Source organism: Acinetobacter sp. YH12255, assembly GCF_013417355.1.
Lineage (GTDB): Bacteria > Pseudomonadota > Gammaproteobacteria > Pseudomonadales > Moraxellaceae > Acinetobacter > Acinetobacter pseudolwoffii.
On record NZ_VPEC01000084.1, the window covers coordinates 1 to 5,315 of the forward strand.

The 5,315-nt window shown below is 40.3% G+C and carries 3 protein-coding genes; 2 read left to right on the top strand and 1 reads right to left on the bottom strand.

The features are described from left to right. The first annotated feature begins 682 nt into the window (after positions 1-682). A complete protein-coding gene (locus tag FTV30_RS15480) occupies positions 683-856 on the top strand; it encodes a hypothetical protein (RefSeq protein ID WP_180001888.1) in 174 nt (57 codons plus the stop codon). 295 nt (positions 857-1,151) lie between these two features. Here the strand turns inward: FTV30_RS15480 and FTV30_RS15485 are convergent, their stop codons facing one another. Beyond that, the gene (locus tag FTV30_RS15485; protein ID WP_180001889.1) at positions 1,152-1,646 is read right to left on the bottom strand and encodes a plasmid replication DNA-binding protein; all 495 of its coding nucleotides are present in this window, start codon (positions 1,644-1,646) and stop codon (positions 1,152-1,154) included. A gap of 632 nt (positions 1,647-2,278) precedes the next feature. On the opposite strand from FTV30_RS15485, the gene FTV30_RS15490 reads away from it, so the two are divergent. Next, positions 2,279-4,981 (top strand): hypothetical protein, encoded by a 2,703-nt coding sequence (locus FTV30_RS15490; RefSeq protein WP_180001890.1) that lies wholly within the window; start codon positions 2,279-2,281, stop codon positions 4,979-4,981. Positions 4,982-5,315: the final 334 nt, after the last annotated feature.

Below are 5,315 nucleotides of genomic sequence, written 5' to 3' on the forward strand. Positions count from 1 at the left end.
TTATTAGAAAAAAACAGGCATAAAAAAGCCCCACTTGGTACAGAGCTAAAAGACCGAGCAGGGCATACAGTAGATTATAAACTAAAAAAGAATAGCCTAAGAACGAGAGCAGTTTATTTTAAAAATTGGCTACTTCCACTCTATAAAAAAGAGAGTTTTCGGCTATCTTAGAGATTCCGATAAAACCATTGAACAGCTTATTTTTGCGACCCCCTAAAGGGACTAGCTATTTTCGGAGCATTACAAGCAGAGTTTTCGGATAGGTACGCGCGCGGACTTGATAAAACTTGATAAAACCTAACAAAACCTGACATTTCTGTAGTCCATAAAAAAGACTCATGCTTTTTGAGAAAGCGCGGGCAGTGCAGCAGCTTCCGTTCTAATCGAGATATGATTTTATTGGAATCTATGACGGCGTAAAATTGCGCTTAGTGATCTACTGAAAATTAAGGAGATTGCAGGGCGTAGCTAGTACCGACACGAAGAAAGATAACGCAAATATGCGTCATAATATAAATTAAGGATTTACAGCCCAATGATCACGAAAGTTTCGTAGTGGTTCATGCTACTACTGGCCGTATGATTAATCTGACATCACTGCCATCGTTTTAAGCGGTATCAGTGAAACAGTGACGAATTAGACTTTGCCGATCTAAAGCGATCTAAACAAACAGGATTAAGTATGAATGAAGTTGAACAATTGAAAAAAGAGATTGAAGAATTAAAGCAGATTATTGAAAGTAAAAATAATCAGGTTGAGAGTAAAAACAGGCACATTAAAAGACTTGAGGGGATCATTTCCAATATGAAGAAACAGGCACAGGATTCATGCAGTACAGTTGATTTGGTGCGCTAGGTAGGAATAGAACAATACTATGAAAGCCATGCACAGCAACGGTTCAACGTGTAGCGGACTGCCATTGTATCCTTATATGTATCCTTATTTCTGAATGTACCACTGTAACAATAGAGTATACCCAAGCGTTACACCTTGAAAGCCATCAAAACCGTGTACCATTTAAATGATTTTCGTCCATACGTTACATGTAATTTTAGGTTCTAAGATTCATACGTTACGTTACAGGGTTTTAAAGGGTTAAGGGAATCCCCTTACAAGGTCATAGAGGGGTATCTATGTATCCTTGCGTTCATTACTTTAAAAACGCTTTAAGCCCACGACCAAAACGACCAATCAAAGACGTGTCATTTTGCGCCGTTGCATCATGTTGCTTTGTATCGTTGCTATTTGCTTCATACGGCGTTTCATCATGTTGCATGGATTGATCTATGGGCGTTTCGGTATCGTTGCATGTTGTTGCTTCAGGACGTTGCGCGGACGTTTCAGGTGCAACAAGTAGGCGTTGCAAGTGGTCAATCTGAGAATCTTTTTGCTCAAGTTGTTTCGTCAATAACTCGACCTGACTTTTTAATATGTTGATCACTTCCCTATCATTTGCATTACTGGCAGGCGATTCTATAGATTGCTTTACAGGTGCAGGCGGTTCACCAAAGACGCGGATCACTTCAGCAAGATCAAACAGGCCATTGCTTAAACGCGACAGCTTGCCATTGTTCACAGCCCTATAGATTGTGGTCCTATTGACGTTAAAGCGTTTAGACACTTCAGTTAGGGAGAGTTGAGCCATATTATTTTTTCTGTATTAATTGCGATCTATGTCAAAATAATATCATCCATAAAATCAATTAAACAGGATGCAATAATTACTTTAAAATCTTGGCTTTGTATTGTAGTCTAGTTTCCATAGGTTCAGGTTATTGCTTATGTTTTTGTGATATGTGATATGTGTAAATTTATCGACATCGCAGAAAACAAAAAAACCGCTGGCGTGCGGTTCGTTTGCAAGATCCGAAGATCTTAAATTTATTTGCTACTGTTTAGTTTTCGACGACACGACAGATAGCATAAGCTTTAATACTACTAATAGTAGTATGTTGACATTGTATCTTGATAATAATATCAGTGCAATAGCTTATGCTTTAAAACTAAACCAGTAGCCCTTTGATTTTTTAAAGAATTAATGAGGTTACATTATGCACCAATTACAAAACACCATCACAGCCCCCCAAATTGCTCAAATTATCAACCGCCGAACTATCACGGTGCAGCGTTGGGCAGAATCAGGAAAGCTACCCAAGCCTATTTGCCGTTTCGGGATCACGTACGTTTGGGATAAGTCCGAAGTATTTAAAGCCCTTGAAAGTCTAGGCTATCTAACGCCGTGTAATGCCACTGCCCTAAATGAGGGAGTGCTATAACATGAACGCAAAAACAGAGCTAACAGTAGCAACAACCAATACAGCTACAATAATCGAAAGCACAGCGGTTTTAACAAAGTCTTATAAGATAGTAGATGGCAAGCCTACACAAGAAACATCGGCCAATATGTCGCAAGGCATAGCCACACTGAAAGCATTTAATACAGTGCATGAACTGGCAGCGATCCTAAAAGGCTTAACAACCAATCAGGCCATGTCATGGGGCGTTGTAAAAAATGCACACCCTGGGCAATCAATACAAGTTTTAAGCCGTAAAAAATACGATGAACAAGGCCGCCCGAAAAATGCCGTAGCGCGTACCCACGATTTTTTTGAATGGGGTGCAAGTGGTGGCGTGATGATGCTTGATTTTGATTTTAAAGGCGATGCAATGCCTAAGGATCAGATCATGCAGACGCTTTATAGCATCATGCCTGAGCTTCAGGAATCGGCTTTTATATGGTGGTGCAGTAGCAGCAGTTTCATTTATAACGGCGATACACAGCACAGCGGTTTAAAAGGTCAGCGGATCTATATCCTAGTTAAGGATGCAAGCGATATAGAACGCGCGGGCAAGGTACTGTTTGAAAGATTATGGCTTGCTGGTCATGGTCATTTTGAAATCAGCAAAGCAGGTTCACTGTTAGTTCGATCCATTATAGACAGCACAGTTTGGCAGCCGAACCGTTTGGATTTTATTTCAGGCGCAAATTGCATAGCACCAATGCAGCAGAAACGCCCTGAGCCTGATGTACATGACGGCGCGCACTTAGACACCGTTATTGTATTAAAAGACCTTACAGCAGCAGAACAGGCGCAAGTAGCAGCATTAAAAGAGAAAGCAAAGGCAGATATAAGATCCGAAGCCAATGCGGTAAAAAATCAATTTATTGAAACAACAGCCCGTAAAAACTTAACCGAGCAAGGCATTGCAGAACCAAGCGCGGAACAAGTAGAACAGGCACGGATAACAGTAAAGCGAGCCATTGAAAACAATGTGCTGGCGGGTGACTTTGTTATACATCTTGACGATATGACAGCGGTCACAGTGGGCGAGATCCTAGACAATCCGACTAAGTACCACAACAGACGAACCAAAGACCCATTAGAACATGACTATGACGGCGGGCGTACGGTTGGACGACTGTATTTATTTAATGGACAGCCGAACTTACACAGCCAAGCACATGGCGGGCAGTCTTTTAAATTAATTAGACAACCCAAGCAGATTGAACATAAGAACGGGGCGACGTTTGAAACAGTACAAGCCACGTTGCAACTATTAAAGCAATTGCCTGATTTTTTCGACCTTGATAATCAATTAGTAACTATTGATAACGGACAAGTAAAAGCATTGCACATTGATTTACTGCAATATTACTTAGGTTCAAATATTCAATATTACACATGGAAAACAAAGGGTGATCAGCAATACAAAGCCTTGATAGATCCGCCGCTTGCAGTACTTAAACAGATTTTAAGTTTAGGTTCTACACGAGGATTAAAACCACTAAAAGCCGTGATTACAGCCCCAGTAATCACAACAGAAAACCATATCATTTCAAAGGCTGGATATGATAAAGAAACACAGCTTTACTTGGCAGTAGATGAACAGCCGCTTGATGTGCCAAAACGTGTAACAAGTGAAGACGTAGAAACAGCATTAGAATGCTTATTAGACCCGTTTAGTGATTTTCCTTTTGTTGATGCTTTGGATAGATCAGTTTGTTTATCAGCGTTATTAACTGCAATGATTCGACCTGTAGTAGACACAGCACCCGCATTTGCCATTGATGCGCCTAAGCAGGGAACGGGCAAAACATATTTAGCCCAGTGCATAGGCTATCTAGGAACTGGCACTGTACCGACACCCATGCCGCCGATTGATAGCAAGAATGACGACGAAATAAGAAAGCGTTTAGTTGCTGAACTGTTAAGAGGTTCACGAAATATTCTTTGGGATAACGTCATGGGCGTTTTAAACAGCGGATCAATGGCGACATTCTTAACAGGTGCTACTTTTGGGGATCGTATTCTAGGGAAAAGCGAAAACGTAGACTTAACAAATAAAGCAATGCTAATTGTCACGGGTAATAACTTACAGCTTGCAGGCGAATTGCCTAGACGATTCTTAACTTGCCGACTTGATAGACAAATAGAAAACCCGCTCGAATATGTTTTTAAGCATGATGCAATGAAAGAGGTTAAAAAACACAGAGCCGAACTTGTCAGAGCTGGTTTAATTATTATCAGGGGTTATCTGCAAAGTGAAGATCATAAGAGTGGCGGCGTGGCTAAAGACAAACTAGCATCCTTTAATGATTGGGACACGTTAGCAAGGCAGCCCGTTGCATGGTTAGCTCAATTCAATGAAAAGCTAGCAGATCCAAAAAAGGTAATTGATGATGCAGTAATGCAAGATCCTGAACAGGAAATTTTGGGCGACCTATTAAGAGCCATTCATAAAGAATATGGTTCTGAGTGGTTCGAAGCTAGCCAACTGGCAGCGGTCAGTACGCCTGAACATGGAAACGGTAACATTCAATTATACGAAATACTGTCAGATATTACGGGCGGGCGTTTCAATAGCCGAAGCATAGGAAAGGTTTTAATGTTCCGTCGTGATCGTATTGTAGATGGGTTAAAGCTGTCAGATTTTAAACAGGGTAAACACGCGACCAAGTTTAGAGTGACAAAAATCTAAACCCCCTCCATTAAATCGTTTTTATAGATCATACCGACTTTTATAGTCGGTTTTTTCTTTTAAACGGATTGAAAAACAATCAAATTTATAAAAAAAGGGGGTATAGGGGGTATAGGGGGTTTTTCTCTAGTCACTGGATAATGAATTTTGTTTATATTTTCTGTATAGAACTATACGGATTTAACCCCTTAAACCCCTTAAACCCCATTATTAGAAAAAAACAGGCATAAAAAAGCCCCACTTGGTACAGAGCTAAAAGACCGAGCAGGGCATACAGTAGATTATAAACTAAAAAAGAATAGCCTAAGAACGAGAGCAGTTTATTTTAAAAATT

Excerpts from the sequence above, each read along its gene's own strand:
- FTV30_RS15480 (WP_180001888.1), top strand. The coding sequence starts at position 683 with ATGAATGAAGTTGAACAATTGAAAAAAGAGATTGAAGAATTAAAGCAG.
- FTV30_RS15485 (WP_180001889.1), bottom strand. The coding sequence starts at position 1,646 with ATGGCTCAACTCTCCCTAACTGAAGTGTCTAAACGCTTTAACGTCAAT.
- FTV30_RS15490 (WP_180001890.1), top strand. The coding sequence starts at position 2,279 with ATGAACGCAAAAACAGAGCTAACAGTAGCAACAACCAATACAGCTACA.